This window comes from Streptomyces sp. NPDC041784 (assembly GCF_055591025.1).
This window is the reverse complement of sequence record NZ_JBVJAB010000007.1, coordinates 1-26,415: the sequence shown is the minus strand read 5'-3', so window position 1 is coordinate 26,415 and position 26,415 is coordinate 1. Positions and strand designations below refer to the sequence as shown.

Sequence of the window (26,415 nt, the reverse complement as noted above, 5' to 3'; positions counted from 1 at the left end):
AGACTGGAAAAGACCCACTAGACAACCCCCCCCCCCCTCACCCCCGCTTTGTGGGGGGGTTCCTGGCAAACCCCCCCCCCCCCCCCCCCCCACCCCCCACCCCCCCCCACCCCCCCCCCCCCCCCCCCCCCCCCCCCCCTCCCCCCCCCGTCCGGTCAGCGAGCGGCGAGGAGTTCGAGCGTGTCGATCACACGGTTCGAGAAGCCCCACTCGTTGTCGTACCAGGCGACCACCTTGATGTGGCGGCCCTCGACGCGGGTGAGGGCCGAGTCGAAGATCGACGAGGCCGGATTGCCCGTGATGTCGGACGACACGAGCGGGTCCTCGGAGTACTCCAGGACGCCGGCGAGGGGCCCCTCGGCCGCGGTGCGGTACGCGGCCAGCACCTCGTCGCGGGTCACGTCGCGGGCCACGGTCGTGTTCAGCTCGACGATCGAGCCCACCGGGACCGGCACCCGGATCGAGTCGCCGGACAGCTTGCCGTCGAGGTTCGGCAGCACCAGGCCGATCGCCTTCGCGGCGCCGGTGGTGGTCGGCACGATGTTCACGCCGGCGGCGCGGGCACGGCGGGGGTCGCGGTGCGGGCCGTCCTGGAGGTTCTGCTCCTGGGTGTAGGCGTGCACGGTCGTCATGAAGCCGTGCTCGATACCGGCGAGGTCGTCGAGGACCGCGGCCAGCGGGGCGAGCGCGTTCGTGGTGCAGGAGGCGTTCGAGACGATCGTGTGCAGCTCGGCGTCGTAGGCGTCGGTGTTGACCCCGTACGCGAGCGTGACGTCGGCGCCGTCCGAGGGCGCGCTGACCAGCACCTTGCGCGCGCCCGCGGCGAGGTGGGCGCGGGCGGCGTCGGCGGAGGTGAAGCGGCCGGTCGCCTCCAGCACGATGTCGACGTCGAGCGCGGCCCACGGCAGCTGCTTGGGTTCACGCTCGGCGAGCACCTGGATGCGGCGGCCGTCGACGACGAGGGCGCCGTCCTCGACGGTGACCGGGCGGCCCAGCCTGCCCGACGTCGAGTCGAAGGCGAGCAGCCGCGCGAGGGCGGTGGGCTCGGTGAGGTCGTTCACGGCGACGACCTCGAGGTCGCTGTCGCGTTCGAGGAGCGCGCGCAGCACGTTGCGTCCGATGCGGCCGAATCCGTTGATGGCGATGCGAGTCATGAATGGTGTCCCTTCCGTTCACCACCAGCGTGGCGTGCCGCCTGCGTCCGTGACCGAGGCGTGAGCGCCACGGTTCGCAAGGATCTCGCCACGCCGCGGCGGCCGCTACTCGCCCTGGGTGAAGGTGCGCCGGTACTCGCTCGGCGTGGTGCCGAGGATCTGCTGGAAGTGGCTGCGCAGGTTCGCGCCCGTGCCGAGCCCGACGTCGTTCGCGATCTGCTCCACGCCGCGCTCGGAGCGTTCGAGCAGCTCGCGTGCCCGGTCGATCCGGGCGCGCATCACCCACTGCATCGGCGTGTACCCGGTGTCCTCGACGAAGCGGCGCGAGAAGGTGCGCGGTGAGACCGCCGCGTGCCGGGCGAGCGCCTCGAGGGTGAGGGGTTCGTCGAGCCGGTGCAGCGCCCACTCGCGGGTGGCGGCGAACCGCTCGCCCAGCGGCTCCGGCACGCTGCGCGGCACGTACTGGGCCTGGCCGCCGCTGCGGTAGGGGGCCGCGACGAGGCGCCGGGCCGCGTGGTTGGAGGCGGCGACCCCGAGGTCGCGGCGCAGGATGTGCAGGCACAGGTCGATGCCGGAGGCGGCGCCGGCCGAGGTCAGCACGCTGCCCTCGTCGACGAACAGGACGTTCTCGTCGACCCGCACGCGCGAGTGCTTGGCCGCCAGCGCCCGGGTGTAGTGCCAGTGGGTGGTGGCGCGCCGGCCGTCGAGCAGGCCCGTGGCGGCGAGCGCGAAGGCGCCCGTGGAGATGGCGGCGAGGCGGGCGCCCCGGGCGTGGGCGGCGAGCAGCGCGTCGACGACCGCCGGCGGCGGGTCCTCACGGTCCGGGAAGCGGTAGCCGGGGATGAAGACGAGGTCGGCCCACACCAGCGCGTCCAGGCCATGGGCCACGTGGTACGACAGCCCGTCCCCGCCGGTCACCAGACCGGGTGCCGCGCCGCACACCCGCACCTCGTACGGCATGCTCGCGCGGGTCGTGAACACCTGTGCGGGGATGCCGACGTCGAGCGGCTTCGCCCCTTCGAGCACCAGGACGGCGACGCGTTGCGGACGGGAGGGGGAGGTCGGCGGCACGCGGACCAGGGTACGGGGGTGCGGGGCGGGGCCCGGGCGGTGAGGGCGCCGTACCGCGCGAGGCCAGGGCGCGCCGGACGGCGGTGTGGCGTTCAGCCTCGGTGTGGCCCGCCCTGCGGTCTGGCCAGGAGGATCGCGACGTCGTCCTCGGCGGGGTGGGGCAGCATCTCGGCGATGACGCCGTCGCAGAGGTGGGCGAGCGAGTGTTCGGGGGTGCGCAGGGCCCGGGCGAGCTGGGTGAGGCCCTGGTCGAGGTCCCTGTCGCGGGCCTCGATGAGGCCGTCGGTGTAGAGGACCAGCAGGCTGCCCGGGGGCAGGGGGACCTCCTCGGTGCGGAACTCGTGCGCTCCGGTGCCCAGCGGGGTGCCCGGGGGGCCGTCGAGGAAGGTGATCCGCCCGCCGGGTGTCACCACGGCCGGCGGCGGGTGGCCGGCCCGGGCGATCAGACAGCCGCCGGACACGGGGTCGTGCACGGCGTACACGCAGGTCGCCATCTCGTCCTCCCCCATGTCGGCGACGACGGCGTCCAGCGCGCTGAGCAGACGGGCCGGGTGGACGTCGTGCCGGGCGAGCGTGCGCACCGACGCGCGGAGCTGGCCCATGACCGCGGCGGCGTGGATGCCGTGCCCCATGACGTCCCCGATGACGAGTCCGGTCCTGCCCTCGGGCAGCGCGATGACGTCGAACCAGTCGCCGCCCACGTCGTGTTCGCTGGCCGGCAGGTACCGTCCGGTGAGTTCGAGGCCGGGGACGGCGGGCAGCTCGCTGTTGGTCAGGCTGCGCTGAAGGGTCAGGGCGGCCGCGCGCTGCCGGGTGTACATGAGGGCGTTGTCGATGTTCAGGGCGGCGCGTGCCGCCAGTTCGTCGATGAGGACGCAGTCCTGCTCGTCGAAGGGCTCGCGGCTGCGCAGCCGGGTCACCACGACCGCGCCGAGCACCTTGCCCCGGGCGACCAGCGGGATGAGCCGCGCGGAGCCGAGGCTCATGAGGTAGGCGCGCAGCTGGTCGGCGCGGGGGTCGGTGATCAGCTCCGGGACGTCGGCGCGGTACAGGTTCGTGGGCCGTCCGTCGGCGATGGCCCGCTCGTACAGGGAGCCGCTGGGGATCTGGGACGTCATGCCCGGCTGGAGTTTCGCCGTCGGGGCGCCGGCGGGGAAGTGGGCGGCCATGCGCCGGACCACGCCCCGGGTGGAAGCCGCGACCTCGTCGGGGTCGATGACCTCTTCGAGGAGCTGTACGTCGGCGGAGTCGGCGAGCTGGGGCACCAGCATCGTCACGATCTCCTCGGAGGTCTGTCGCAGGTCCAGCGTGGTACCGATCCGGGTGCCCGCCTCGGCCAGCAGGGCGAAGCGGCGCCTGGCCCGCTCGGCGTCGGCCTCGGCCTGCTGGCTCTCCGTGATGTCGATGAGGGAGGCGATCAGGCCCAGGGTGCGGCCGGCGCCGTCGAGCAGCGGGGCGTAGGAGCACGACCAGGTCCGGTCGCGGTCGGGGTCGGCCGCGGTGCGCCCGGTGCGGCGTACGTCGACGACGGCGATGCCCCGGTCGAGCACCTCGCGCATCGTCGCCTCCAGCGCGACGGCGTTGACGCCGGGCACGACCTCGGTCAGCCGTTTGCCGACGTGCTCGGCGGCGGAGACGCCGTTCATCCGGGCGAGGGCGTCGTTGGCGCGCAGAAAGCGCAGATCGGTGCCGAGGGTGGCCAGTCCGATGGGCGACTGGCTGAAGAGGCTCTCCAGGGCCGCCAGCGAGTCCCGCATGCGCAGGACCTGGGAGGTCTCCACGGCGATGAGCAGGGCCCCCGCCCGGCCGCGTGCGTCGGCGGCGGGGACGATCCACATCTCCATGGTCACCTGATGGTCGTCCCGGTGGCGCACGGACAGTGTGCCGACCACGGTCTCCCCGGCGTGGACGCGGCGCGTCAGCTGGTCGGCCAGTTCCGTCCTGCCCGCGGGCACCAGCAGGTCCGCGGCGGACCGGTCGAGCACGTCGTCCGGCCGGTATCCGAGCAGGTCCTGGGCTGCCAGCGACCACTCCACGATGCGTCCGTCCGCGTCCTCCCGCCACAGCGCGATCGGCAGCAGCTCGCGCAGCACACCCGCGTACCCGACGGCAGTCACGGGCTGCCCCGGCACCTGGTCCCCCGTCTGGTGAGCATCCAACGTCCGACCTAACCGCCGGGGATCATTTCATACGAAAACACCATATCCGGAAGCGTAGGGTCCGCCCCCTGCTTCCGCGCCCGGCGGAATGGGCGCCACAGTGCCCGCCGGGCCGCCCCGCGCACGTCGTCGAGGGTCCGGCCGGCGTGCCGGCAGATCCCTCGGCGCCTTCGTGACGCGGCGAGGCAGACGTCCCGGACGGGCGGCGGCACGGCGGCGGGGTCGTTCGACCAGCGTGCGGCGGCTCCCGCGGGTCCCGTGCCGGCAGCACGTCCGGGCAGGTCAGGCGGGTGATCGGCGCCGGGTGGTCGAGCGCCGCCCGGAAGGCCACGAGAGCGCCGCGGTCATGGCCGGCGAGCGCGAACCGCTGGGTCCCTCCCACCGGCGCCCTGGCGCACACCCCCGCGGCGTGTCCTGAACGCGCGCGATCCCGTGACCGTATGGACTCCTGACCGATCGTGGAAAGGCGCGGTGAACACGTGACATCTCACTCCCCCCACCCCGGCCACCGCAGGCGTCAGAGCGGAACGCCGTTGGTCGTCGCCGTCGCGGCGGGCGCGCTCGCCGTCGCGATCGCGGCGCAGGCCGCCCTGGCCACCGACGGGGCACAGAGCGGGACCGCGGCCACCGGGACACGGGTCCTCGCCGCGCCGCAGCCGACCGGGGAGGAGCAGCTCACCGAGACACGGCGGATCACCGGCACCTTCGACGGCGCCCGGACCCGTTTCACGGGAGCGGGCGCGCTGGCCGGCGACGGCCAGGCGGAGGGCCAGGACCCGCTGTTCGAACTCGCGGACGGCGCCGTCCTGAAGAACGTGATCCTCGGCGCGCCCGCCGCCGACGGCATCCACTGTCTGGGCAGCTGCACCCTGGAGAACGTGTTCTGGGAGGACGTCGGCGAGGACGCGGCCACCTTCCTCGGCAAGGCCGAGGACGCCACGTACGTCGTCCGGGGCGGCGGTGCCGCCCGGGCGGCGGACAACGTGTTCCAGTTCAACGGGGCGGGCACCCTGACGGTCCGCGACTTCGAGGTGGCCGACTTCGGCAAGCTGGTGCGCTCCTGCGGCAACTGCGGCGAGCAGTTCCAGCGGGACGTGGTGCTGGAGAACGTCACGGCCACCGCGCCCGGAGATGAACTGGTCGGCATCAACAGCAACTTCGGGGACACCGCCCGGCTGAGCGGCATCACCGTCGTCGGCGACCCCGGCCGGGAGATCGTGCCCTGCCAGAAGTTCGAGGGCGTGACCGACGGCGAACCCACCGAGCTCGACGCCACCGCGGACGGGGTCAACTGCGTCTTCGAGGAGGCCGACATCAGCTTCGGCTGACCCCGGCGGCCGGGCACCGGCGGTTCCCTCCGGCGCGACCGCCGACTTCTGCTCCTGATCCCATCCGCTCCTTCGAGGCCCGCGCCCACCGCGCCCGGCGTGCTGGACCTATCCGGGCAGGCGCCCGCACAGCGTCTCCAGGGCCGCGCGGGCCTCGGAGACGCGGCACCTCCACTCCTCGCCGCGCAAGGCGGCCAGGTCCCACTCGACCACCGGCTCGGTGCCGCTCACGCAGTAGCCGTAGACCTGTTGGGCCACCTGATCGGTGAGCAGTTCGTCGTAGTGGAACGACCCTTCGAACGCCGCCCAGGCGACCGCGCGCGTGCCCTCGCAGAGCCGGCGGAGGGCGTCCCGTGTGAACGCGCGGAGGTCGAGCGAGACGTCCTCGAAGTCGAGGTCGTACGAGATGATGCCGAGCCGTGCGACGGCCTCGGGCGGCTCCCACAGCGGAAACGGCAGCACGGCGTCGGGTACGAGCCCGGCGAGCCGGAAGGCCTCCGCGGGCAGCGGCGTGTCGCCGGCACCGACGACGAACAGGTTCACCGAGACCGGCCCCTTCCAGCTCAGAGCCTCCTGTATGCCGCCCGCCGCCGTCATCCGCTCGCCCTCTGTCCGTCCGTGACCGCCTCCGACGCCCGCGCCGGACGCCTCACCGACCCACCCTAGGACCTGCCCAGGGATCGTCAGGAAGGCGGCGTCAGCATCCCGTCAAAGTCGTCCGGCTCGTCGTCAGTGTCCCGTCAGGACCGGGTCACACCCCCGGCACCGGGCATACCGTCGAGGACGAGCCCCGGTTCGCCTCCCCGCGTCCGGGGCGTCATCGGCTCACCCATCGCAGCAGCACGGTTCCTCCAGGGAGGTACCCCATGGCAGAACTTCTCCACGGCGACGACTCCGAACCCGCCGATCGGTTCCCGGCCGGACCCCTGTACGTCCCGGTCCGGCCGGGCCCCTCCGGGTGCACGGCCCGCCTGTTCCGTACGCCGCTCGGCGGCCGTACGGCCGTCGGCTTCACGTCCGCGCGGCGGCTGGCCGCGACGCTCGGATCCGAGCAGGCGTGGATCCGGCTCGCCGAGCCCGCGCTGCGGGCGCTGGCCGCACCGCTGGACGTCACCACCGTCACCGTGGACCCGCAGCCCACCGCACCGGCTGCCGCGCCGGTCGGGTCCGCGGGCCACATCCCGGTGCGCGTCCCCGCACTGCGGACCGTCTGAGAGAGGTGGAGACGATGACCACGGTTCACGAACAGCCCACCGCCCCCGCCGCGTCCGCCGACCTCTCGGTGTGGCCCGCCTCGGCCACCGAGCCCCGTTCGGGGGACCTCGCCGTGGGCGGGGTCCCGCTCGCCGAGCTGGCCGAGCGCTTCGGCACCCCTGTCTACGTCCTCGACGAGGCCGAGGTCCGCGACCGCTGCCGTACCTACCGGGACGCCTTCCCCGACGCCGAAGTCCTGTACGCGGCCAAGGCGTTCCTCTGCCGGGCCCTGGCCCACTGGGCGGCCGAGGAGGGCCTCGGGCTCGACGTCTGCTCGGCCGGTGAACTGGAACTCGCCGTCACGACCGGCTTCCCGCCGGAGCGGATCGTGCTGCACGGCAACGCCAAGTCGCCGCGCGACCTGGACACCGCCCTGCGCCTGGGCGTGGGCCGTATCGTCATCGACAGCCCGTCGGAGATCGCGCGCCTGGCCGCGGCCGTGGGACCGGACGGCCGCCAGAGGGTCATGGTCCGCGTGGTCCCCGGGATCAGCGCCGGCGGCCACGACAAGATCCGCACCGGCACGGTGGACCAGCAGTTCGGCCTGTCCGTCGTCGACGGCTACGCCCAGCACGCCATCGCCCGCATCCTCGACCAGCCGCAGCTCCGACTCACCGGCCTGCACTGCCACCTGGGCTCCCAGATCACCAGCGTCAAGCCGTATCTCGCCGCCGTGCGCCGCATGGTCGGCCTCATGGCGCGCCTGTACGAGCAGCACGGTCTGGTCCTGCCCGAACTGGACCTCGGCGGCGGCCACGGCATCGCCTACCGCCCCGGCGAGGAGGCCCTCGACCTGACGGCGCTGGCCCGCCGGGTCCGTGCGGAACTCGCCGACGCGTGCGCCGCGGCCGGGATCCCGGTGCCCCGTCTCCTGCTCGAACCGGGCCGGGCGATCGTGGGGCCGGCGGGCGTCGTCCTGTACCGCGTCCTGTCCGTGAAGCACACGGGCGACCGGGTGTTCGTGGCCGTGGACGGCGGCATGAGCGACAACCCGCGCCCGGCCCTGTACGGCGTCCGGTACGCCCCTCGGCTGATCGGCCGCCCCGGCACGACGGCCCCGGCCCGGGTGACGGTGGTGGGCCGGCACTGCGAGGCGGGCGACGTCCTGGCGGCGAACGTCGAACTCCCGGGCGACCTACGCCCCGGCGACCTGATCGCCGTACCCGTGGCGGGCGCGTACCACCTGTCGATGGCCTCCGGCTACAACCTGGTCGGCCGCCCGCCCGTGGCCGCCGTACGCGACGGCCACGCCCGCCTCCTGGTCCGCCGTGAGTCCCTGGACGACATCCGCAGCCGGGATGTCGGCCTGTAGGACCGCCCGGACCGCATGGACCGCCAGGCCCGCCCGGACCGCCAGGACCCGGGCCCGGCGGCGTCCCTCGACTCCCGGGCGGGCCGGTCGTCCCTCACCGACGCCCACCGGCCCGCCCGGGCCCCGCCCGGCTCCGAAGTGCCCTGGCCCGTCAGGTCAGTTCGGCCGCCACCAGCTCGGCGGCACGCGCGACCAGCGGGTTGTCGGTGGGACCCTCGGGGGCGTACTTGGTCGACAGGACGGCCAGCACGATGGGCGGCCGCTCGGGGGGCCAGACGACACCCACGTCGTTGGCGACCCCGTACGCCGCCCCTCCGCCGGTCTTGTCCGCGAGGGTCCAGGTGGGAGGCAGGCCGGCCCGGAAGCGGGCGATGTTGGTGGTGTTGCCGATCAGCCACCCGGTCAGCCGTGCGCGGTCCTCGGGCGGCAGCGCCCCGCCGATGACGAGCCGGGCGTAGGTCCTGCCGATCGCGCGGGGGCTGGTGCTGTCGGTCTCCCGCCACGGTTCCGCCGTGTTCAGTTCGGGTTCCCACCGGTCGAGCCGGGTCCTCGGGTCGCCGAGCGAGCGGGCGAACCGGGTGATCGCGGTCGGTCCGCCGAGTTCGCGCAGGAGGAGGTTCCCCGCCCCGTTGTCGCTGTGGGAGACGGTGGCCGCGCACAGTTCCTCGACGGTCAGCCCGCCGGCCACGTTCTCGTCCTTGCCGGTGACCGGTGCGTGCCCGGCGGCGGTGACGTACTCCTTGGTGTAGTGGATCCGCCGGGCGAGGAACTCGCCGTCGTGGTCGAGGTCCCTCAGGACGGCCGCCGCGGCAAGGGTCTTGAACACCGAGCACATCGGGAAGCGCTCGTCCGCGCGGTACGCCACCGTCCGTCCGGTGGCCGTGTCGTGGGCGAAGACCCCCAGGCGCGCGGCGTACTCCTGCTCCAGGGCGCCGAGCTGCTCTAAGAGCCCCGTCCCGCCGGAGGCCGAGGCGTGTGCCGTGGCCGGCAGGGCGGCGGCGAGGGCAGCTCCGGCTCCCAGGCCGAGTACCGCGCGGCGGCCGGGGTGTGGTGCCGTGGTCGCCGGGGGTGTGTCGTTCCGATCCATTGCGTCCGTCCCTACGGTCGTGATTGTTCTTCCAAGGGCAGAGACGTCACCGGGGACCGGATCAGTTTCCCTTCCGGCACATCCGCATCACACGCCCCACTGTTCCTCACCTCGGTCGGAGCGGTCGGTCACCGGGTACGGCACGAACGTGCTCGTGTTCTGGTCGATGCGCAGCGGGCGGCCGAGGGGCGGTGCGGCGCGCTGGGGGCAGTCGAGGCGTTCGCAGACCCGGCAGCCCATGCCGATGGGCGTGGCGGCGGAGGCGTTGGCGAGGTCGAGGCCGTCGGAGTAGACGAGCCGGTGCGCGTGGCGGATCTCGCAGCCGAGGCCGACGGCGAAGGTCTTGCCGGGTTCGCCCCAGCCGCCCCGGTGCCGGGTGATCGCCCGCGCGGTCCACAAGTAGCGCTGTCCGTCGGGCATTTCGGCGACCTGGACATGGATGCGGCCGGGTGCGGCGAACGCCTCGTAGACGTTCCACAGCGGGCAGGTGCCGCCGGCCCGGGAGAAGTGGAACCCGGTGGCCGACTGCCGCTTGGACATGTTGCCCGCCCGGTCGACCCGTACGAACGAGAAGGGCACGCCGCGCAGCCGGGAGCGCTGAAGGGTGCTCAGGCGGTGGCAGACGGTCTCGTAGCCGAGGCCGTAGCGGTCGGTGAGCCGTTCGATGTCGTAGCGCACCTCCTCGGCGGCCGCGTGGAAGGCGCCGTACGGCAGGATCAGCGCCGCCGCGAAGTAGTGGGCGATGCCGATGCGGGCCAGGGCGTGGGCGGGTGAGCCGGGCGGGAAGTCCTCGGCGGCCTGGCGGTCGAGTTCGGCGCCGTACTCCAGCAGGGCGAGCTGGGTGGCCATGCGGAAGGCGCGCTGGCCGGGGCGCAGGCGGGTGGAGAGGTGGAGGGTGCGGGTCGGTTCGTCGTAGTGGTGCAGCTGGTCCCCGGGTTCACCGGTCAGCCGGACCCCGTGGCGGTCGGCGAGGCGGGCGGTGAGGGCCCGTACGACGTCGCCGGGGCGGATGCCGATCTCCTGGGCGAGGTCCTCCGCCGCGAGGTCGGTGTCGTGGAGGTAGTTCTGGCGGCGGTAGAAGAAGTCCCGGATCTCCTCGTGGGGGGAGCGGGGCTGTTCCGGGTCGGTGCCGCGGCCGTCCGTGGCCCCGGCGAGGCGCTCGGCGAGCTGCTGGTTGCGGCGGCCGAGGTCGAGCAGCACCCGGGCGACGGCGGGCAGCCGCGAGGCGAGGTCGGTCAGGTCGGCGGCGGAGATCCGGGACTCGGCGAGTTCCCCGGCCAGTGCCTCGCGCAGGTCGGCCACCAGGCGGGTGGTGTCGCGGGCGGAGAAGAAGCCGGGGTCCACGCCGAAGGCCTCGGTGAGCCGCAGCAGGACGGGCACGGTGAGCGGGCGGGAGTCGTGCTCCATCTGGTTCAGATAGCTGGGCGAGATGGCCAGGACGCGTGCCAGCTCGGCCTGGCTCATCCGGCGTTCCTCGCGCAGCCGGCGCAGACGCGCCCCCGCGTACGTCTTGCTCACCCCAGGTCCCCCCCATGTCCAAGTCCCTTTGTGTCCAGGTCCCTCTGTGTCCGGCTGCCGGTCAGCCTACGTGATCCGATCACTCGTGGACCCTTCGCAAACTTGGCAAACGGTCTGCGGAAGATTCGCAGAAGTTGGCAGCCGTCCACCATTGTTGGCACTCAGTGCCAGTGCCAGAGTTTCGGTGCGGCCCGGCGAACAGCGGTCAGTTGCAGCGTTGCTCCGCTCCACACCACCGCCCGTCGGCGGGCCGCGCCCTCTTCGGGCGACACACAGTGCCACCCACGTTCCCATGGACGGGTGAATTGGCAACCGGCACAGACCAAGGAGACGGTGACAGTGATGGCAGAGGCGAGGACGAGCACGCGGACGGCCCGGGAACTGGCGCGGCACTGGGCCACCGACCCCCGGTGGCAGGGCGTCGAGCGCACCTACACCGCCGAGGACGTCGTACGGCTCTCCGGCAGCGTCCGCGAGGAGCACACCCTCGCCCGGCGCGGCGCCGAGCGGCTGTGGCGGCAGCTGCACGAGCGGGACTACATCCACGCCCTCGGCGCGCTGACCGGCGGCCAGGCGGTGCAGCAGGTGAAGGCCGGCCTCCAGGCCATCTACCTCTCCGGCTGGCAGGTCGCCGCCGACGCCAACCAGGCCGGGCACACCTACCCCGACCAGAGCCTCTACCCCGTCAACTCCGTTCCCCAGGTGGTCCGCCGGATCAACAACGCCCTCCTGCGCGCCGACCAGATCGCCACCGCCGAGGACGCCGGCGACCCGACCGACTGGCTGGCCCCTATCGTCGCCGACGCGGAGGCCGGCTTCGGCGGGCCGCTGAACGCCTTCGAGCTGACCAAGGCGATGATCGCGGCGGGCGCGGCCGGCATCCACTACGAGGACCAGCTCGCCTCCGAGAAGAAGTGCGGTCATCTCGGCGGCAAGGTGCTGGTGCCGACCTCCCAGCACATCCGCACCCTGAACGCGGCCCGTCTCGCCGCCGACATCGCCGATGTGCCGACGGTCGTCGTCGCCCGCACGGACGCCCTCGCCGCCAACCTGCTCACCAGCGACGTCGACGAACGCGACGCCGAGTTCGTCACCGGCGAGCGCACCGCCGAGGGCTTCTACCGGGTGCGGAACGGCATGGCACCCGTCATCGCCCGCGGGCTCGCCTACGCCCCGTACGCCGACCTGATCTGGGTCGAGACCGGCACCCCCGATCTCGCCCAGGCCCGCGAGTTCGCCGAGGCCGTCCGCGCCGAGTTCCCCGATCAGATGCTCGCCTACAACTGCTCGCCGTCCTTCAACTGGAAGGCGGCCCTGGACGACGACCAGATCGCCAAGTTCCAGCGGGAGCTGGGCGCCATGGGCTACCGCTTCCAGTTCATCACGCTGGCCGGCTTCCACTCCCTCAACCACGGCATGTTCGACCTCGCCCGCGGCTACGCCGAGCAGGGCATGACCGCCTATGTCGACCTCCAGGAGCGGGAGTTCGCCGCGCAGGCGCACGGCTTCACCGCCGTGAGGCACCAGCGTGAGGTCGGTACGGGCTACTTCGACCTGGTCTCCACCGCCGTCAACCCGGCCTCCTCGACCACGGCACTGACCGGCTCCACGGAGGAGGAGCAGTTCCACTAAGGGCGGCGGATGAGCACGTACCTGTCGTGCGGGAACCGGGGCACCGGATGGGGCACACCGACGTGGGGGGGGCAGGCTCGGAGCGCTGCGTCGGTGAGACGCGGAGCGCTCCGAGCGAGCCGGTTCAGAACTGGCAGGTGTCCATCCAGCGCGTGACCAGGGAGGTGTTGTTCTTGTCGGCCTCACGTGCGGGACCGCACAGGAACGGGCTGAAGCGGGTGTCGGCACGCAGCCAGAGGCTGAAGAACGACACGATCCACTTGCCCTGCTTGCCCTTGTTGCCGTAGCCCGTCATCGGGCACAGATGGTCGCCTGGAACCTCGATGTAGAGCTTCTCGGTCCGGGACATGGAGTTGTACCAGGGCACCGCGTAGCTGTTGCCGTGGGCGACAGGGTCGCTCTGACAGGTCAGGAAGAAAGTGGGCTCGGTGACTCCGGAGAAGTTCGCGTTCGGATAGTACGGGGCCGTGGGCACGCCCGCCCGGAAGCGCGAGTCGTCCCGAAGGGCCGCCATGACGCCACCGCCGCCCATCGAGTGACCGACCGCGCCCAGGGTGCCGTTGACCTTCCCGGATATCGGGTTGCCGGTGGCGTTGCCGAGCGCGAGCAGTTGAGTGCCGGCGGCGGTGATCTGGCGGCCGCGCGATTCGGGATCGTCGGTGAGTGTGCTGGTTCCTACGTTGATGACGACGAAGCCCCAGGAAGCGAGGCGAGGTGCGAGCCACTGCAGGTTCTGCTGTGTGCCCTGATAGCCCGGCATCAGTACGACGCCCGGGTACGAGCCACCGGTCGTCGGGTACGTGACCGTGCCGGAGCCGTACCCGCTTGGGTTGGGGACGGTGTAGCCGGCGGTGGTCAGCGGCCCGTTGGTGGCCTCGAGGGATGCGGTCGTCGGGTCCGGGATCCCGCTCCCCGGCGGGGTGCCGCCGCTGGAGCCGTACACCTGGAACTCCCACAGCGAGTAGCCGTAGGCGCTGCCGCGCTGGGTGCCATGGAGGCGGACGTACCGGCCCCTGCCGTTCACGTCGAGGGTCTGCACGCCGCCGGTGCTGGTCGTGGTCGAGTAGATGGTGGTCCAGGCGGTGCCGTTGTCGGAAGTCTGGATCTGGAACGCGCGGGCGTACGCGGCCTCCCAGCGCAGCACGGCCTGGCTGATGGTGGCGGTGGCGCCCAGATCAACTGTCAGCCACTGCGGATCGCTGAACGCGCTCGACCAGCGCGTCCCGGTGTTGCCGTCCACCGCCGCCGACGCGGGAGTGGCTGCGTTCTCGGTGGACGAGGAGGTCGCGGGCTTGCCCTGGGACAGCAAGTCGGCGGCGGCCGCCGGCGAGGCGGCGGCTGTCAGCAGAGTCAGCACCAAGCCGACGGTGGTTGCCAGTGCGATCAGTGCCGTCATGACACGGTGTCGGGCCCTTGACGGCGCGGTCGTGTTGGTTGAACGACTGCATGGACGCATTGATTTACCTCCGGAAAGCGGTGGGAGCGCGGTGACCGGATAGCGGTGCTGATTGCCGGGGGCTGATACTGGCCCGGCGTCGCGGGAGTTGTCGGTCCCTGGAGTCGGCCTGGTTGTGTCCGCCACGGTGGTGGACCGGGCGGTCGCCGCGTGCGGCCGGCTATCGGGACTGTTCGAAGAGCCAGTCGATGACCACGTCGTTCTCGTAGGTCTGGGCCCATGAGAGGTGTGGGTTCACCGGTGTCGTTCCGGGCGTGTAGCTCGTGAACAGTACGTGACTGCGCGTGTCCCGGGCCTGCCTGAGGAGCGCCCGGGACCGGGCCTCGAACTGTGCCTTCGGCAGATCGTTGGCCCACTCGCCACGGCTGACCCGTGCACCGGCGGTCTCCAGCGCGTTCATCAGTGTCCAGGTGCCGGGTTTGCCGAACCGGCCCTCCTTGTAGGGGACGACGGGGTCGTCGACGGAGTGGTCGGCCCAGATCGGGATGTGCGTGATCTTTTCCATGGTGGCCGAGTCACCCCAGCCGGCCGTGGGCAGGGCAGCCGCGAACACGTCGGGTCGCTTCGCCAGCAGGCTGTAGATGCCGCGCCCACCTGAGGACAGGCCGACGAGATAGAGCCGGGCCGTGTCGACGTTCCGGGAGTGCTCGCTCACGAAGGTGTCGATGAGTTCGATCAGCGCGGCCTGGACCTTGGCGTCGGTCCAGTCCGTGCCGTCGGGTCCGTCCATGGGACGGGGCAGGGGGATCTGCGGCGAGAGGACGAACGCGGGGTTGCGGCGCTGTCGTTCCGCTTTGGCGAACGTGACCGCGATCCGGTTGGAAGTGAGCTGGGTCATGTTGTTGTCCGCGACCTCGCCCCCGCCATGCAGGGTGACGACGAGCGGGTACCGCGTGCGCGTCCGAGGGTTCCGTACGAACCCCTCAGGCTGGTACAGCCGGAAGTCCAGTTCGAAACCCGCGGAGTCGGTGAAGGAACCGGCGGTGAAGTCGTCGACCACGGGAGTGATGACGTCGTCGTTCCGGCTCGCGAACGGACCGGCCGTGAGTACGGGTTCACCTTCCGGGGTGCGCACGTCCGCCACCTGTCTGACGGAGTAGGCGCGGTCGAGCGGAAGGGGATCGGTGCCGGCGGCCCGCGCGTTGGCGTCGTTCGGGTCGAGTTCGATGATCAGGCGGTCCCCCGGCCGTCCGGGGTGAGATCGGTCGTCCACCGCGGCAGTGGTGTTGGAGTACACCCGGGTCACCGTGCGAGCCGCTGTTTGCCCGCCCACTGTGACCTTCACCTGGAAGGCGGAGGGCGGGATCACCGCGCCACGTAAGTCGATGCGACGCGAGTACTGGATGGCGACGGCTGTCACCAGCCAGTTGTTCCTGGGCGTCACCCGCGTGACGAGGTCCGTTCGCAGGACCGGATTGAGTCGGCCGTTACCCAAGACGGCTTGGCGTCCTTCGGGTGCGGCTGTCGTGGTGCCGGCGGCGGCCGCGGCGGTTGCCGTGCTCACGGCCGGCGCCGTGACCGCACCTGCGGTGATGGTGAGCACCGTGCGTCTGGTGATCCATCTCATGGGTCCTCGTCTCGGTCGGTGGTCGGTGGGGCACCCGGACCAGGTGCCTGATGCGTGTGGATCCGGTCGTCCGGCTCCGGGCTCCCGGCGATCACAGGGAGAAGGCGCCGGTCAGCAGGGCGCCGGCCGTCATGACGAGGGTGGTGGCGAAGGCCCAGCGGAAGATGAAGCGCTGGTGTTCGCCGAGCGACACACCGCTCATGCCGACCAGGATGAACGTGGACGCGGTGAGCGGGCTGAGCGGGAACCCCGTGGTCATCTGGCCGAGAATGGCGGCCCGGGCGACCTCGGCCGGGTCCGTGCCGAATCCGTTCGCGGTCTCGGCGAGTACGGGCAGTACCCCGAAGTAGTAGGCGTCCGGGGTGAAGACCAGGCTCAGCGGCATGCCGGTGACGGCCACCGCGACGGGCAGGTGCGACCCGAAGGAGTCGGGGACGACGGAGACGAGCGCCTCGGCCATCTCGTCGATCATCTTGGTGCCGCTGAGGATCCCGGTGAGGACGCCGGCCGCGAAGATCATCGTGGTGACCAGGACGACGCTCTTGGCGTGCTTGTCGAGCAGCGCCTGTTGCTGTTCCCAGGTGGGGTGGTTGACGAGCACCGCGATCGCGAACCCGAGGACGAACAGCACCGGAAGCGGCATCACTTCCTGAATCAGGCAGACCACGAGGGCGATGGTGAGCAGGAGATTGAAAATGTTCAGCCAGGTCCGCGGCAGCGGCGGGACCCGGACGGCGCCGGGCCCGTCCCCGGGGGTTCGGAGGGCCTGATTCTCCTGCCCGTCGGCCGTCGTGGGAGTGACCAGCCGGCTCGACTCGGGTGCCGCAGTTGCCGTGGCAGCCGTGGTGGTCGTCGAAGCGGCGGGTTCACGGTCCTCCCCCTCGTCCTCGCCCATGCGCACGTCCTTGCGCACGTCCGTGACCGGACCCAGCGGGGACAGTGCGCCGAGACGGTTGCGCTCCCGGCGGCCGAGCAGGTACGAGGCCACCAGTACCCAGGCGATGCCGAAACCCATCGCCGGCAGTACGGGGGTGAAGACCTCCGAACTGTCCAGCTTCAGCGCCGCCATGGCGCGTACGGTCGGACCACCCCAGGGGATCATGTTCATCACGCCCGCGCCCAGGCAGACCACTCCGGACAACACCAGGGGGTTCATGCCGAGCCTCTTGTAGACCGGCAGCAGCGCGGAGACGGTGATGAGGAAGGTGGACGCGCCGTCGCCGTCCAGGGCCACGCACAGCGTGAGGACGGCCGTGGCGACGGTGATCCGCAGCGGGTCGCCCTGGGCCACGCGCAACAGACCGCGGATCAGGGGGTCGAAGAGCCCGGCGTCCACCATCAGGCTGAAGTACAGGACCGCGAAGGCGATCATGATGCCGGTGGGGGCCACCTTGGACAGCCCACCGAGAATCAGCTCGCCCAGATCGCCCGCGAAGCCGCCGATGAGCGCCGCCAACACCGGGAGCAGGATCAGAGCGACCAGCACCGAGGCGCGTTTGGTCATGGTGAGCAGCAGGAAGACTGCGATCGTGGCGAAGCCCAGGGCTGCCAGCATTGCGGCGCTCGCTTTCTCGGGGACGACCCTCGGCGACGTTGGGCGGGGGACGGGGTCAGGCCGAGGTGTTACGCGAGAGTTTCGGAGCACCAGCGGATCGGTGTCCAGCATCAAACCGAGATCTGTCCATGCGATGAGCGCATCAATTGAAGCGGGTACGTCCTATGCTCGTCGGCCATGGAGTCCACCACCCTGCGTCAACTGGTGGCGTACACCGCCGTCGCCCGGGCCGCGAGCTTCACCGCGGCCGCCGCGGAGATGCACGTTTCCCAGTCCTCGCTGAGCCGCGCGGTGGCGGATCTGGAGCGGCTGCTCGGCGTCCAACTCCTCGAACGGGACACCCGTAATGTGCAGTTGACCGCGGCGGGCGTCGAGGCCCTGCGAATCGCCGAGCAGATCGTCACCGCTCACCGGGCGGGCATGAAGGAGCTCAGACGGTTCCTGCTCGGCGAGTCGGGGACGGTCGCCGTGGCCACCCTGCCCTCGGTTGCCGCGGTGCTCCTGCCGCAGGTGATATCCGACTTCCGCGAGCGGCGGCCGCAGGTGGCGGTACGCCTCCTCGACGGCCTGGAGCGACTGGTACTGGACCGGGTCCTGTCCGGTGATGCCGACTTCGCGATCACCACCGTCGGAAACCCGCCCGAGCAGTTGGAGCACCGCCCTCTGGTCAGGGACCGCTTCGTCGCCGTGCTGCCGGAAGGCCACCCGCTCGCCGACCACGACGAGGTGGCCTGGGACGACCTGGCTCGTCAGCCGTTCCTGGCCGTCGGGCGCGACTCGAGCGTGCGCCGGCTCACCGATGCGGCATTCGCCCAGATCGACGCGCATGCGGTACCGGCGGCCGAGGCGGGCAGTATCGCGACCGTGGGCGGACTGGTGACCGCCGGCCTGGGGGTGTCGGCGATGCCCGCTCTCGTGCTTCCGCTCATGGCTGCCGGGCCCGTCGTCTGCCGTCCTCTGGTTGGCCCCGTGGTGGACCGGCGCCTGGACATCGCGCTGCGCGTTCGGCGAACGCTCCCGGCCGCGACGGAGCGGTTCCTTCAGACGCTCGATGAGTTCCGCCTCCAGGGCCGCGCCCTTCCACCCGGGGTTTCGTGGGCATGACGCCGCGTGAGGTGTGCGGGGGGCCCGAGACTCCGCACCACCCTGGTCCCCCACCGCACCCGCATACGAACCCCTCCACCGATTCATGCGTTCTTCGCATTGATTGATGGCCTTCTTTTGCTCGACAGGCATTTCTCCGCTCCTGCAATCTGAAGACCCGAACGGCGACGACCGTGCCGCATCAGCGCAGACGACGCGGTCGGGGACCAACGCGGAACGGCAGGGCGAGGGAGCGCATCGGTGTCGGAAGACCAGCGGAACACCACCGGACGCGGGCAGTTGCAGGGGCTGAAAGTGGTTGAGTTCGCCCATGTGGTTGCCGGGCCGCTGGCGGGATCGATGCTCGCCGACCAAGGGGCCGACGTCGTACACGTGGAACCTCCCGGCGCCGGAGACGCGGCCCGTGCCATGGGACCCCAACGTGACGGTGTCCACCTGTGGTTCAAGGTCGCCGGCCGCAACAAGCGCTCGGTCACCCTCGATCTGCACCACGAGGCCGGCCGGAGTGTCGCTCGCCGACTCGTGGCCTGGGCGGACGTCGTCATCGTCACCCTGCGCGCCGGACGCCTGCGCAGCTGGGGACTCGACTGGGACTCCGTGCACCGGATCAATCCCCGGGCCGTACTGCTGCAGATCTCCGGCTTCGGCGCCACGTCGTCGCAGGCGGACGCCCCCGGCTTCGGCAAGATGGGCGAGGCGCGCAGCGGAGTCGTCCACCTGACCGGCTTTCCCGACGGCCCGCCCGTCCACACCGGCTTCTCGCACGGTGACGCCGTGACCGGCCTGATGGGCGCCTACGCCGTCCTCGCCGCCCTCCACCGCCGTGACCACGACCCCGACTTCGACGGCGAGTGGATCGACCTCGCGCTCTTCGAGTCCCTGTTCCGTCTCGTCGAGTGGCAGGTCATCGTCCACGACCAGTTGGGACGAGTACCCGAACGCTCCGGCAACCAGCTGGCCGTCGCCCCCGCGGCCGTGATCAACACCTACCGCTCACGCGACGGCGAGTGGATCACGGTGACCTCCGCCACGCTGCGCTCAGTCCGCAACATCGCCCGCCTGCTGGGACTCCCCGAGCAGGAGTTCGCCACCGCGCAGCAACAGCACGACCGGCGCGGGCAACTGGACGAGGGCCTGCGGAACTGGGTGGCGGAGCGCGGTACCGGTGAGTGCCTCGAGGAGTTCGCCCGCGCCGAAGTCGTGGCCTCACGGGTGTTCGACGCCGCGGACATCGCCGCCGACCCCGTGTACGCCGAGCGAGAAGACATCGTCACCGTCGATGACCCCGACCTCGGTCCGGTGCGTATGCAGGCGGTGATCCCGCACTTCCGGCAGCAGCCCGGCCGGGTCTGGCGGACAGGGCCCGCCCTCGGACAGGACAACCACCTCGTCTACGGGCACTGGCTCGGACTCAGTGCGGACGAACTGGCCGACCTGGAGAAGAGCGATGTCATCTGAGGCGTCTTCGGAGAGCCCCCCCGAGGGGAACGCGGGAGCGGTCGACCGGCCCCCGCTGCGCTCCCTGCTCTTCGTCCCCGGCACCAGAACCGACTGGCTACCCAAGGCCCGGGCAGCGGGCGCCGACGCGGCCATCCTCGACCTGGAGGACGCGGTGCCCGCCTCGGGCAAGCTCGCCGCCCGCACACAGGTGGCCGATGCCATCGTGCGGTCCGCCGACGCTTCGGCGGATCAGGCGGGACGGATGGCGCTGTTCGTCCGGGTCAACCCGCTGGACGGCTGGGCGGGAGCCGAGGAACTGCGCGCGGTCGTACGGCCCGGGCTCGCCGGCATCGTGCTCCCCAAGGTCTGCTCTGCCGAGGACGTGAAGCTTGCCGACCGGCTGCTGGACTGGTGCGAACAGGAACAGGGCCTGCCGTCGGGACGCGTCGCCCTGGTGCCCCTGCTGGAGACGGCCCGTGGCCTGCGCGAGGCCTACGACATCGCCCGAGCCGCCCCGCGCGTCGCCCACTTGGGAGCTCTCACCGCCGCCGGCGGCGACGTGGAACGCGCCGTCGGCTACCGCTGGAGCCCGGAGGGTACCGAGACGGTGGACTTGCGATCCCGCGTTCTGCTGGACGCCAGGGCAGCGGGAGTGCCGCATCCGGTCAGCGGATTGTGGACGCGCATCACCGACCTGCCGGGGCTGCGCGCCTTCGCCGAACAGAACCGCTCCCTCGGCTACGAGGGGATGATGGCGATCCATCCTTCCCATGTCCCGGTGATCAACGAGGTGTTCTCTCCCGGCCCTGCCGAACTCGCCCGCTCCGCAAGGCTGATCGCGGCGGTCGAGGCGGCACAGGGGGACGGGACGGGCGCGGTGACATTCGAAGGTGAGATGGTCGACGAGGCCATGGCCCGTACGGCACGCCTTGCTCTGGAACGACACGGGGCGCACGTGCGTGTGGCTGATGAACTCCCGCCGTCCGGCCCGTGATTGCGAGACTGCCCACTGCCGGCGGGGCGATGATCCGACGGACCGTGGCACACGGCCGCAGGCCCTGACGAACCGATTTCCCCGACTCCGGGGCCGCGACGCACGATGGGGCGGGACTCCGCCAGGAGGTCCCGCCCCATCTTCCTTGGGTCATGCCGCAATGGGGCACGCGGTCGGGCTCAGAAACGGTCCGGGGCACGCTCCGGGAGCGGAGATCCGGGGAGCACGTCCCGCTGCTGGTCCCTCCGTGCCTCGTCGTTCGAGTCGGCCGTCGCCTTGCAGGTCACGTCCTTCGCCGGGAGCTTGCCGGTTAGCAGGTAGTCGGTGACCGTGCCGTCCGTGCATCGAGGCGGGCTGACCACCAAGGTCCACCTCGCCGTCGACGGCCGGGGCCTGCCCCTGTCGATCGTGCTCACGCCCGGCAACGTCAACGACGCCACCGCATTCGGCCAGGTCCTCGACGGGATCCGTATCCCGCGCACCGTCACGGGCCGCCCGCGCACGACGCCGGAGCGCGTGCTGGGCGACAAGGCCTGTTCGAGCCGGGCGATCCGCCACCTGCTGCGGCGCCGGGGCATCGCTGCCACGATCCCCGAACGCCGCGACCAGGCGGCCAACCGCCAACGCCGAGGGCGCCTCGGCGGCCGCCCGCCTTCGACAAGGAGATTCACCGCGACCGCAACGTGGTCGAACGATGTTTCGCCCGCCTCAAGCAGTTCCGCGCGATCTCGACCGGGTTCGACAAGCTCGCCGACCGCTACCGCGCCGGAATCGTCCTGGCCCCCCTGATCCTCTGGCTCCGCGAACCAGCCAGGTGATCATTTGTCAGACACGCCTTAGGCCCGCCGGGGCCGGTCCCGCCCCCGTACCCGTAGGAGAAGCAGATGCCCACCCACGCACCGACCCGCCAGGTCCGCGTCCTCGCCCCGCCGGGCGAGCGGCACGACGAGATCCTCACCCCCGCCGCGCTGGACTTCGTCGGCCGGCTGGCCGACGAGTTCGGCGGGCGCCGCCAGGAGTTGCTGAAGGAGCGCCGACGGCAGGCGCTGCGGCTGGCCGGCGGCTCCCCGCTCGACTTCCCCATGGCCACCCAGCCGTCCGCGCCGACCCGGCCTGGCGCGTCGCACCGCCCGCGCCCGGTCTGACCGACCGCCGTGTCGAGATCGCCGGACCGCCGGAACGCCGTACGGCCGTCGACGCCCTCACCTCCGGTGCCCGGGTCTGGACGGCTGACTTCGCGGACGCCACCGCGCCCACCTGGGACAACGTCATCGGCCGCCAGCTCACCCTGCGCGACGCCATCGAGGGGCGCAGCGACTTCACCACCTCCGACGGGAAGGCGTACCGGCCCGGCGGCCGCGACCGGCCGGCCACCATCGTCGTCCGGCCGCGCGGCTGGCACCTCGACGAGGAGCACCTGGCATGCGACGGCGCTCCCGTGCCCGCCGCACTGGTCGACTTCGGCCTGTACTTCTACCACTGTGCCCAGCGGCAGATCGACGCCGGCCACGGCCCGTACTTCTCCCTGCCGAAGCTGGAGAACCGGTACGAGGCCCGGCTGTGGAACGACATCTTCGTCTGCGCGCAGAAGGCACTCGGCATCCCCCGGGGCACCGTCCGCGCCACGGTCCCCATCGAGACGATCACCGCCGCCTTCGAGATGGAGGAGATCCTCCACGAGCTGCGCGAGCACAGCTCAGAGCTCAACGCGGGCCGCTGGGACTACCTGTTCAGCCTCCTCAAGACCTTCGGACACCGCACGGACTTCCTGCTGCCCGACCGGACGAAGGTGACCATGACCGCCCCCTTCATGCGGGCCTGCACCGAACTCCTCGTGCGCACCTGCCACCGGCGCGGCGCCCACGCCATCGGCGCCACGGCGTCCCAGCTGCCCGGCAGGGATCCATCCGCGCACGAGGCCGCGCTCGCCACGGTCCGGCTGGACAAGGAGCGGGAGGCGGAGGACGGCTTCGACGGTTCCGGCGTCGCGCACCCGGGACTCGTACGGGTCTGCCGCGAGGTGTTCGACGGCGTCCTGGGCGAGCGGCCGCACCAGATCGACCGTACCCGCGACGACGTGGAGGTGACGGCGGCCGAACTGCTGTCGGTGCGCCGGATCGGCGGACCGCCCACGGCGGAGGGCGTGCGCGCGAACATCGCCGTCGCCCTGCGCTGCTTCGACGCCTGGCTGCGCGGCCGGGGTGCCGTCGCCCTGGACGGTCTGTCGGCGGACACGGCCACCGCCGAGGTCGCCCGCGTGCAGATCTGGCATTGGGTGCGGCACCGGGTGGTGGACCGGGAGACGGTGCTGCGGCTGCTCGACGAGGAACTCGCCGCGCTCGGCGCCGCGTACCCGTGGGCCGCCCTGGACGACGTACGGGCGCTCTTCGAACGCACCGCCCTGGCGGGCGAGTTGCCGCAGTTCTTCACACCCGACGCCTACGCCCGTCACCTGATGCGCCGTGCGGAGCCGCGGTCATGAGCGGGGGCATCCGACGCGTCGGGGTGGTCGGCGGCGGGCAGATGGGCGCGGGCATCGCCGAGGTGTGCGCGCGGGCCGGGATCGACACGGTGGTCTGCGAGGCCGACGCCGTCGCCGCGCGCGCCGCACGGGACCGTGTGGCGGCCTCACTGGAGCGTGCCGTGGGGCGGGGCGGGCTGGACCGGGACGCGGCGCGGGACGCGCTCGCCCGGCTGGTCTTCACCGGCAGCCTGGGGGACCTCGCCGACCGGCAGCTGAGGTCGTGGAGGCCGTCGTCGAGAACGCCGACGCCAGGAACTGGGCTGCGCCCACCCCATGGGCCCACTGAAACAGGCCGACCTGATCGGCCTCGACACCCTCACCGCGATCGCCGAGTCGCTCTACGACGAGTTCAAGGAACCCCTGTACGCCCCTCCCCCGCTGCTCCGGCGGATGGTGCAGGCGGGGCTGCTGGGCCGTAAGAGCGGCCGGGGGTTCCACGTGTACGACGCCACCCCTTAGGCTGGCCGGTGCAGCTGGTTCGCCCCGTCCGCCAGGCGGGAGCGTCGCAAGAGGGAACCCGGTGGGAATCCGGGACTGCCCCGCAGCGGTGAGTGGGAACGACCGCCGTCATACGCACTGGGTCCGAGAACAGGCCTGGGAAGCGACGGCCAGTAGGTGTCCTCCGACGAACGGAGGGCGCGCCCACGAGTCCGAAGACCTGCCAACTGCCCATGCGCGAAACATTCGCGCGCGGACATCCCGGTGACCTCGAGGGCGGGTCGGCGTACACACCGAACGGACGGCCGTGGGCCGCTGCCGTACGGTTCGTCGCACCTTCGCGCCCCCGTCCCGTCGCCGGGATCTCAGGGATTCATCTCGCGAAGGAGATCTCCGTGACCACCAAGCCCGCAGCCGCGGCAGCACGGGCCACCGTGTACGGCTACCCCCGCCAGGGACAGAGCCGGGAACTGAAGAAGGCGATCGAGGGCTACTGGAAGGGCCGCGTCACCGCCGACGCGCTGCGCGCCACCGCCGCCGAACTGCGCCGCACCCACTGGCGGCAGCTGGCCGACGCCGGCATCGACGAGGTCCCCACGGGCGACTTCTCGTACTACGACCATGTCCTGGACACCACCGTCATGGTGGGCGCGATCCCCGCCCGCCACCGGGACGCGGTGGCCGCCGACCCGCTGGCGGGCTACTTCGCCATGGCGCGCGGCACCCAGGACGTCGCGCCGCTGGAGATGACCAAGTGGTTCGACACCAACTACCACTACCTGGTCCCCGAACTCGGCCCGGACACCGTGTTCACGGCCGACTCCACCAAGCCCGTCGCCGAGTTCGAGGAGGCGCTCGGCCTCGCCCTGAGGGGCCGTCCGGTCCTGGTCGGTCCCGTCACCTATCTGCTGCTGGCCAAGCCCGCGCCGGGCGTGCCCGCCGATTTCGACCCGCTCACCCTGCTCGACCGGCTGCTGCCGGTGTACGCCGAGGTCCTCGCCGACCTGCGCGCGGCCGGCGCCGAGTGGGTGCAGCTCGACGAGCCCGCCCTCGTCCAGGACCGCACGCCGGCCGAACTCAGCGCGGCCGCCCGGGCCTACCGCGACCTCGGTGCCCTCACCGACCGGCCGAAGCTGCTCGTCGCCTCCTACTTCGACCGGCTGGGCGAGGCCCTGCCGGTGCTGGCCAAGGCGCCGGTCGAGGGACTCGCGCTGGACTTCACCGAGCGGGCCGCCGCCAACCTGGACGCGCTGGCCGCCGTCGGCGGGCTGCCCGGCAAGCGGCTGGTCGCCGGTGTCGTCAACGGCCGCAACATCTGGGTCGACGACCTGTCGGCGTCGCTCGCCACGCTCGGCACCCTGCTGGGCCTGGCCGACCGGGTCGACGTGGCCGCCTCCTGCTCCCTGCTCCACGTCCCGCTCGACACGGGCGCGGAACGGGACATCGACCCGCAGATCCTGCGCTGGCTCGCCTTCGCCCGGCAGAAGACCACCGAGATCGTCACCCTCGCCAGGGGCCTCGCCCGGGGCACCGGCGCCATCACGGCGGAACTGGCCGCGAACCGGGCCGACCTGGCCTCCCGCGCGAACTCCCCGATCACCCGCGACCCGGCCGTCCGCGCCCGTACCGGCGCCGTCACCGCCGCCGACGCGCGCCGCGCCCAGCCGTACGCCGAGCGGGCCACGGCCCAGCGCGCCCACCTCGGGCTGCCCCTGCTGCCGACGACGACCATCGGCTCGTTCCCGCAGACCGACGAACTGCGCACCGCGCGCGCCGACCTGCGCGCGGGCCGGCTCGACACGGCGGGCTACGAGGAGCGCGTCAGGGCGGAGATCCAGGAGGTGCTCGCCTTCCAGGAGAAGGCCGGCCTGGACGTGCTGGTGCACGGCGAGGCCGAACGCAACGACATGGTCCAGTACTTCGCCGAGCAGCTGACCGGCTACCTGGCCACGCAGCACGGCTGGGTGCAGTCCTACGGCACCCGGTACGTCCGTCCGCCGATCCTGGCCGGCGACATCTCCCGCTCCGAGCCGATGACCGTGCGCTGGACGACGTACGCCCAGTCGCTCACCTCACGCCCGGTCAAGGGCATGCTCACCGGTCCGGTCACCATGCTCGCCTGGTCCTTCGTCCGCGACGACCAGCCCCTGGGCGACACGGCCCGCCAGGTCGCGCTGGCGCTGCGCGACGAGGTGAACGACCTCGAGGCGGCCGGGACCTCGGTCATCCAGGTGGACGAACCCGCGCTGCGCGAGACGCTGCCGCTGCGGGCCGCCGACCGGGCCGCGTACCTGGCGTGGGCCACGGAGGCGTTCCGGCTCACCACAGGCGGGGTGCGGCCGGACACCCAGATCCACACCCACATGTGCTACGCCGAGTTCGGGGACGTCGTCCGGGCCATCGACGACCTCGACGCCGACGTCATCAGCCTGGAAGCCGCCCGCTCCCATATGCAGGTCGCCCGTGAACTCGCCGCGCACGGCTATCCGCGCGAGGCGGGACCCGGCGTGTACGACATCCACTCCCCGCGGGTGCCGAGCGCCGAGGAGGCGGCCGGCCTCCTGCGGACGGGGCTCAAGGCCATCCCCGCCGAACGCCTGTGGGTGAACCCGGACTGCGGTCTGAAGACCCGCGGCTGGCCGGAGACCCGTGCCTCCCTGGAGAACCTGGTCGCGGCGGCCCGCACCGTGCGCGGTGAGCTGGGCGGCTCCGGGTCCTGACGGAACCGGGGGGGGGGGGGGGGGGGGGGGGGGGGGGGGGGGGGGGGGGGGGGGGGGGGGGGGGGGGGGGGGGGGGGGGGGGGGGGGGGGGAGGGGGGGGGG

General features: G+C 72.1%; 17 protein-coding genes, 4 pseudogenes and 1 riboswitch. Of the genes and pseudogenes, 11 read left to right on the top strand and 10 right to left on the bottom strand.

The window, feature by feature from the left end; translation table 11 throughout:
- Nucleotides 1-155: 155 nt before the first annotated feature.
- From gap to ACZ6D7_RS16650, 3 genes are all read right to left on the bottom strand, one after another.
- Entirely contained in the window at nucleotides 156-1,154 is a 999-nt protein-coding gene (gene gap / locus ACZ6D7_RS16660) for a type I glyceraldehyde-3-phosphate dehydrogenase (RefSeq protein ID WP_469490857.1), read from the bottom strand.
- A 105-nt stretch (nucleotides 1,155-1,259) separates the two neighbouring features.
- Nucleotides 1,260-2,234: a GlxA family transcriptional regulator gene (locus ACZ6D7_RS16655; RefSeq protein ID WP_469491529.1), complete on the bottom strand. Its 975-nt coding sequence runs from the start codon at nucleotides 2,232-2,234 to the stop codon at nucleotides 1,260-1,262.
- An 83-nt stretch (nucleotides 2,235-2,317) separates the two neighbouring features.
- Nucleotides 2,318-4,342, bottom strand: a complete 2,025-nt coding sequence (locus ACZ6D7_RS16650) for a SpoIIE family protein phosphatase (RefSeq protein ID WP_469490854.1) — start codon at nucleotides 4,340-4,342, stop codon at nucleotides 2,318-2,320.
- A gap of 521 nt (nucleotides 4,343-4,863) precedes the next feature.
- Here ACZ6D7_RS16650 and ACZ6D7_RS16645 point away from each other — a divergent pair.
- Nucleotides 4,864-5,712: a pectate lyase gene (locus ACZ6D7_RS16645; RefSeq protein ID WP_469490851.1), complete on the top strand. Its 849-nt coding sequence runs from the start codon at nucleotides 4,864-4,866 to the stop codon at nucleotides 5,710-5,712.
- A gap of 108 nt (nucleotides 5,713-5,820) precedes the next feature.
- Here the strand turns inward: ACZ6D7_RS16645 and ACZ6D7_RS16640 are convergent, their stop codons facing one another.
- Nucleotides 5,821-6,255, bottom strand: a complete 435-nt coding sequence (locus tag ACZ6D7_RS16640; protein WP_469490848.1) for a hypothetical protein — start codon at nucleotides 6,253-6,255, stop codon at nucleotides 5,821-5,823.
- A gap of 323 nt (nucleotides 6,256-6,578) precedes the next feature.
- Between ACZ6D7_RS16640 and ACZ6D7_RS16635 the strand changes: the two genes are divergently transcribed.
- Together ACZ6D7_RS16635 and lysA are read left to right on the top strand one after the other, a co-directional pair.
- A complete protein-coding gene (locus ACZ6D7_RS16635) occupies nucleotides 6,579-6,926 on the top strand; it encodes an SAV_915 family protein (RefSeq protein ID WP_469490841.1) in 348 nt (115 codons plus the stop codon).
- 14 nt (nucleotides 6,927-6,940) lie between these two features.
- Nucleotides 6,941-8,278 carry a diaminopimelate decarboxylase gene (lysA, locus tag ACZ6D7_RS16630; RefSeq protein WP_469490838.1) on the top strand — a complete coding sequence of 446 codons (1,338 nt, stop codon included), beginning with the start codon at nucleotides 6,941-6,943 and terminating at the stop codon, nucleotides 8,276-8,278.
- Between the two features lie 151 nt (nucleotides 8,279-8,429).
- Here the strand turns inward: lysA and bla are convergent, their stop codons facing one another.
- Both bla and ACZ6D7_RS16620 read right to left on the bottom strand, forming a co-directional pair.
- On the bottom strand, nucleotides 8,430-9,365 hold the full coding sequence (bla, locus tag ACZ6D7_RS16625) for a class A beta-lactamase (protein WP_469490835.1): 936 nt from the start codon (nucleotides 9,363-9,365) through the stop codon (nucleotides 8,430-8,432).
- Between the two features lie 87 nt (nucleotides 9,366-9,452).
- Nucleotides 9,453-10,883: a short-chain fatty acyl-CoA regulator family protein gene (locus ACZ6D7_RS16620; protein WP_469490832.1), complete on the bottom strand. Its 1,431-nt coding sequence runs from the start codon at nucleotides 10,881-10,883 to the stop codon at nucleotides 9,453-9,455.
- 342 nt (nucleotides 10,884-11,225) lie between these two features.
- Between ACZ6D7_RS16620 and aceA the strand changes: the two genes are divergently transcribed.
- Nucleotides 11,226-12,515, top strand: coding sequence for an isocitrate lyase (gene aceA / locus ACZ6D7_RS16615; RefSeq protein WP_469490829.1), 1,290 nt, complete (start codon nucleotides 11,226-11,228; stop codon nucleotides 12,513-12,515).
- A 124-nt stretch (nucleotides 12,516-12,639) separates the two neighbouring features.
- On the opposite strand, the gene ACZ6D7_RS16610 is transcribed toward aceA, so the two are convergent.
- The 3 genes from ACZ6D7_RS16610 to ACZ6D7_RS16600 all read right to left on the bottom strand — a co-directional run bounded on the left by ACZ6D7_RS16610 (nucleotide 12,640) and on the right by ACZ6D7_RS16600 (nucleotide 17,093).
- Nucleotides 12,640-13,911, bottom strand: a complete 1,272-nt coding sequence (locus ACZ6D7_RS16610) for a poly(ethylene terephthalate) hydrolase family protein (protein WP_469490826.1) — start codon at nucleotides 13,909-13,911, stop codon at nucleotides 12,640-12,642.
- A 220-nt stretch (nucleotides 13,912-14,131) separates the two neighbouring features.
- The gene (locus ACZ6D7_RS16605; protein ID WP_469490822.1) at nucleotides 14,132-15,538 is read right to left on the bottom strand and encodes a prolyl oligopeptidase family serine peptidase; all 1,407 of its coding nucleotides are present in this window, start codon (nucleotides 15,536-15,538) and stop codon (nucleotides 14,132-14,134) included.
- Between the two features lie 91 nt (nucleotides 15,539-15,629).
- The gene (locus ACZ6D7_RS16600; protein ID WP_469490819.1) at nucleotides 15,630-17,093 is read right to left on the bottom strand and encodes a CitMHS family transporter; all 1,464 of its coding nucleotides are present in this window, start codon (nucleotides 17,091-17,093) and stop codon (nucleotides 15,630-15,632) included.
- 177 nt (nucleotides 17,094-17,270) lie between these two features.
- Between ACZ6D7_RS16600 and ACZ6D7_RS16595 the strand changes: the two genes are divergently transcribed.
- From ACZ6D7_RS16595 to ACZ6D7_RS16585, 3 genes are all read left to right on the top strand, one after another.
- Complete coding sequence (locus ACZ6D7_RS16595; protein WP_469490816.1) at nucleotides 17,271-18,197, top strand: LysR substrate-binding domain-containing protein; 927 nt, start codon at nucleotides 17,271-17,273, stop codon at nucleotides 18,195-18,197.
- A gap of 240 nt (nucleotides 18,198-18,437) precedes the next feature.
- Nucleotides 18,438-19,655 carry a CaiB/BaiF CoA transferase family protein gene (locus tag ACZ6D7_RS16590; protein WP_469490813.1) on the top strand — a complete coding sequence of 406 codons (1,218 nt, stop codon included), beginning with the start codon at nucleotides 18,438-18,440 and terminating at the stop codon, nucleotides 19,653-19,655.
- Complete coding sequence (locus tag ACZ6D7_RS16585; RefSeq protein WP_469490810.1) at nucleotides 19,645-20,631, top strand: HpcH/HpaI aldolase/citrate lyase family protein; 987 nt, start codon at nucleotides 19,645-19,647, stop codon at nucleotides 20,629-20,631. The genes ACZ6D7_RS16590 and ACZ6D7_RS16585 overlap by 11 nt, the downstream gene beginning before the upstream one ends.
- A 179-nt stretch (nucleotides 20,632-20,810) precedes the next feature.
- Here ACZ6D7_RS16585 and ACZ6D7_RS16580 read toward each other — a convergent pair.
- Nucleotides 20,811-20,975: pseudogene (locus tag ACZ6D7_RS16580) on the bottom strand (alpha/beta hydrolase); the annotation flags it as partial.
- Between the two features lies 1 nt (nucleotide 20,976).
- Between ACZ6D7_RS16580 and ACZ6D7_RS16575 the strand changes: the two are divergent.
- The 4 genes and pseudogenes from ACZ6D7_RS16575 to metE all read left to right on the top strand — a co-directional run.
- Nucleotides 20,977-21,471: pseudogene (locus tag ACZ6D7_RS16575) on the top strand (IS5 family transposase); the annotation flags it as partial.
- 44 nt (nucleotides 21,472-21,515) lie between these two features.
- Nucleotides 21,516-23,113: pseudogene (gene aceB / locus ACZ6D7_RS16570) on the top strand (malate synthase A).
- Nucleotides 23,110-23,614, top strand: a pseudogene (locus tag ACZ6D7_RS16565) (3-hydroxyacyl-CoA dehydrogenase NAD-binding domain-containing protein). The pseudogenes aceB and ACZ6D7_RS16565 overlap by 4 nt, the downstream one beginning before the upstream one ends.
- A riboswitch (cobalamin riboswitch) is annotated at nucleotides 23,613-23,835 on the top strand. (Overlaps the previous pseudogene by 2 nt.)
- Nucleotides 23,836-23,988: 153 nt before the next feature.
- On the top strand, nucleotides 23,989-26,313 hold the full coding sequence (metE, locus tag ACZ6D7_RS16560) for a 5-methyltetrahydropteroyltriglutamate--homocysteine S-methyltransferase (RefSeq protein WP_469490807.1): 2,325 nt from the start codon (nucleotides 23,989-23,991) through the stop codon (nucleotides 26,311-26,313).
- Nucleotides 26,314-26,415: the final 102 nt, after the last annotated feature.